5 protein-coding genes are annotated in these 3,331 nt (G+C 47.5%); 4 read left to right on the plus strand and 1 reads right to left on the minus strand.

Features of this window, described 5'->3' with window-relative positions; genetic code table 11:
• From AC1DWB_RS32505 to AC1DWB_RS32520, 4 genes are all read left to right on the plus strand, one after another.
• A partial coding sequence (locus AC1DWB_RS32505; RefSeq protein ID WP_477545235.1) for a helix-turn-helix transcriptional regulator occupies positions 1-283 on the plus strand: 283 nt, incomplete at its 5' end.
• A gap of 92 nt (positions 284-375) precedes the next feature.
• Positions 376-810 (plus strand): VOC family protein, encoded by a 435-nt coding sequence (locus AC1DWB_RS32510; protein WP_477545237.1) that lies wholly within the window; start codon positions 376-378, stop codon positions 808-810.
• Positions 811-1,012: 202 nt separating this feature from the next.
• A complete protein-coding gene (locus tag AC1DWB_RS32515) occupies positions 1,013-1,501 on the plus strand; it encodes a DinB family protein (protein ID WP_477545236.1) in 489 nt (162 codons plus the stop codon).
• Between the two features lie 500 nt (positions 1,502-2,001).
• Complete coding sequence (locus AC1DWB_RS32520; protein ID WP_477545238.1) at positions 2,002-3,075, plus strand: NAD(P)H-dependent flavin oxidoreductase; 1,074 nt, start codon at positions 2,002-2,004, stop codon at positions 3,073-3,075.
• Between the two features lie 81 nt (positions 3,076-3,156).
• Here AC1DWB_RS32520 and AC1DWB_RS32525 read toward each other — a convergent pair whose 3' ends face one another.
• Positions 3,157-3,321, minus strand: a complete 165-nt coding sequence (locus tag AC1DWB_RS32525; protein WP_477545239.1) for a phosphatase PAP2 family protein — start codon at positions 3,319-3,321, stop codon at positions 3,157-3,159.
• Positions 3,322-3,331 lie beyond the last annotated feature (10 nt).

A 3,331-nucleotide genomic window follows, 5' to 3' on the forward strand; every position in this document is an offset into this window, starting at 1 on the left:
GTACATGTATGCTAGTCAAGGAATGCTTTCCATACGCGATCTAACGGAAAAACTCAGCTACAGTGAAAGAAATGTAAGAAGAATCTTTCAGAAGGAACTGGGGGTTGGCCCCAAAGAACTTCTAGGCATCATTCAATTTCAGAGTCTCTTGCAGGAGCTGTATAAGAATACTTCATCCCATTTCACGGATATTGCTGTCAAATACGGATATTACGATCAATCGCACTTTATTCACAATTTCAAACGTTTTTACGGATTGGCGCCTAGTCAAGTTTTCAAATAAACTTGTCCGTTTTTTACAATTCTATAAGAATGGAATAGGCGATCATATAAGCGAGCATGAAAACCAAATAACTCGGGAGGACAAATGAAATGATGAAGCCTCGCATTACAGTACTCACATTGGGAGTAGATGATTTGGAAAGATCATTGACTTTCTACCGGGACGGATTGGGTTTGCCGACACAAGGGATAATAGGTAGAGAGTTCGAGCATGGTGCGGTCGCCTTTTTCGACTTGCAAGCAGGGTTAAAGCTCGCCATCTGGAATCGTCAGGATCTCGCTCATGAGACCAAGGTTCCTTTGGCATCGCCAAGCTCTACCGAAATGACGATTGGTCACAATGTTGCTAGCAAAGCAGAAGTGGATATAGTCATGGAACAAGCTCGAAAAGCTGGAGCCATTATAACGGACCCCGCACATGATGCCTTTTGGGGAGGATATTCTGGCCACTTCCTGGATCCAGATGGTCATCTGTGGGAAGTAGCTTGGAATCCAGAATGGGAAATAGAGGATAGGGTCAATTCTTGATCGAACATCCGTAGAAAGTCCAATCCCAATCCTCAAGTGGGTATGGGTGCCTACTTCGGGTTTACTGAAAGCTGCGCATCTTGGTTAGGTCCATTGAGAAAATGTCTCCAAGGATCTTCGGAAAGTTAGCAATCCATAAGATATTTCTTGTTTGGTTCTTTGGTATTGTTAGAGGTGTCAAGCATACCGAGGAGGAGTCCATATGAATTATTCAGACAGGTTGATCGCAGAGTTAAAACAGGAAGCGGAATCGACCCGGAAAGTGCTCGAAAGGGTGCCGTCAGGCAAGCTTTCCTGGAAGCCCCATGAAAAATCGATGTCATTAGGTCAGCTAGCTCTACATATCGCAGGCTTACCCGGGGGCATAGCTGAGTTATTGGATGAACGAACTCGCGAAGTCCCGATAGTTCCTCTGCCTGAGGCAACATCGCTGAACGAGATCCTTTCGGCTTTGGATACATACATGATTTGGGCTGAAAACAAGCTTCTCGCATGGGGAGAAACCGGTCTGATGGAGACTTGGAAGCTCACCCGTGAAGGCATCGCGATCTTGGAAGTGCCCCGAATCGAAATGGTGCGTACATTAATGCTTAACCACTGGTACCATCATCGGGGGCAACTAACCGTTTATCTCCGACTGCTAGACGTTCCGGTCCCGGCCATCTATGGCCCCAGCGCCGACGAGCGTTAACAGTCCTTTACTCAAGCTTACCTCCCACTCAACGCCAAATCATTGGGGTTTGAAGTAGTAGTTGTAGGTGGAGTAGCGGGGTTGGCAAAATAGTGAATGACGAAGTCACGAAACTTACGAGCTGCCAGTGAGAAATACCTTTGTTCAGACCATATCATTTGAAAATGGCGTTGGCAGACAGGATTTCTTCTTCCAATCGGGCAATCGTCTTGCTGAGAGTGCAACAGCTCCATATCCCTCTCTCCTCACATACTCTGGTATATATTATACAAGATAATAAGATTTCCGGAAGTTCCGGGTAACGAGTTCCCCCAAGACAAGAAGACATCCGGATAAATGCTCCGGATGTCTTCTTGTGTACACGGGATATACGGACATCAGGCAGACAATTCAGAACAATACACCACTTTTATTGGACGTCGGAGCTTGTGCTGTTGCTTGAAAAAAGAAAAGATCTATGTAACAATTTTTTAATACGAACAAATATGAAGGGGGAAATCATGAATATTCAACTCAAGACCAGGCTTTGCCAATTGTTTAATATTCGTTACCCACTCTTTTTGGCAGGAATGGCAGGCGGACCGTCGACGGTTAAGCTGGTAGCTGCAGTGTCTAATGCTGGAGGGCTTGGAACCCTGGGTGCAGCTTATATGGAGCCGACTGCAATTCGTGAGGCGATCCTGGAAATTCGCAAGCTGACTGATAAGCCTTTTGCAGTTAACCTTTTTGCTTCTCAGGCTTCGGACAACAACACTAGAATCGGAGAAGCTCAACAAGTGTTGAACCGGATGCGGGACGATCTCGGAATCCCCCATGTGGTTGCGGAACACGTGACGACTCCAGATCTTTTTGATAAGCAGTTTGCTGTGTTGCTCGAAGAACAGGTACCAGTCATCAGTACAGCATTCGGTATTCTTCCTGAGCATTTAATGAGGCAAGCTAAAGAGGCTAATCTTCTTGTGGTTACGATGGTAACCACTGTGCACGAAGCTCTCTTGGCGGAGCAAGCAGGTTGTGATGCAATTGTTGCCCAAGGCAGCGAAGCGGGTGGGCATCGAGGAACATTTGATATAACAGAGCACCCGATGGGCGCCAATATCGGGACGTTTGCTTTGGTTCCGCAAATTGTGGATCGTGTTAAGATTCCAGTTATTGCGGCAGGGGGCATTATGGATGGACGTGGACTTGTCGCTTCACTTGTTCTAGGTGCACAAGGTGTTCAGATGGGGACTCGATTCCTGACAGCAATTGAATCTGGTGCACATGAAGTTTACAAGCAAGCACTGCTGGAAAGTACGGAAGAAAGCACAGTCCTAACCAAGGTGTTCTCGGGTCGACCTGCAAGAGGAATACACAATTCATTTATTAGGCACTGGGATGCCAGTGGCATGGAGCCTCTGCCCTTTCCTACACAGAATACGGCGACTCGTGATATAAGAAACGCAGCTAACCGCCTAAGCAATCCAGACTATATGTCATTGTGGGCAGGACAAGGTACAAGACTGCTGACTTCCGGACAAACTGCAGAGGATATTGTGGCTGAGACGATCCGACAAGCACTTTCGATATGCTAATATCGATCAGCAAAGCGCCTCTAGGCTCCACAAGAAAGCAAAGACGTCACCACAATCGTGGTGGCGTTTTTGCCCATCGCATCAGAAGCCGGTAAATACGAAGCCCGCTGTCACCGTTCCGATCAGGCAGCCGGCCAGACAGTCCGAAGGGTAGTGAACGCCCGTGTAGATACGCGATAACCCGACGGCAAGCGCCAACGGCACTAACGGGACCGCAAGCCAGGGTGCTGCGAACACGAACGGCATAATGGCAGCA

The sequence above is a fragment of the Paenibacillus sp. P4_E11 genome, assembly GCF_056401635.1.

Excerpts from the sequence above, each read along its gene's own strand:
- AC1DWB_RS32510 (WP_477545237.1), top strand. The coding sequence starts at position 376 with ATGAAGCCTCGCATTACAGTACTCACATTGGGAGTAGATGATTTGGAA.
- AC1DWB_RS32520 (WP_477545238.1), top strand. The coding sequence starts at position 2,002 with ATGAATATTCAACTCAAGACCAGGCTTTGCCAATTGTTTAATATTCGT.
- AC1DWB_RS32525 (WP_477545239.1), bottom strand. The coding sequence starts at position 3,321 with ATGCCGTTCGTGTTCGCAGCACCCTGGCTTGCGGTCCCGTTAGTGCCG.
- AC1DWB_RS32515 (WP_477545236.1), top strand. The coding sequence starts at position 1,013 with ATGAATTATTCAGACAGGTTGATCGCAGAGTTAAAACAGGAAGCGGAA.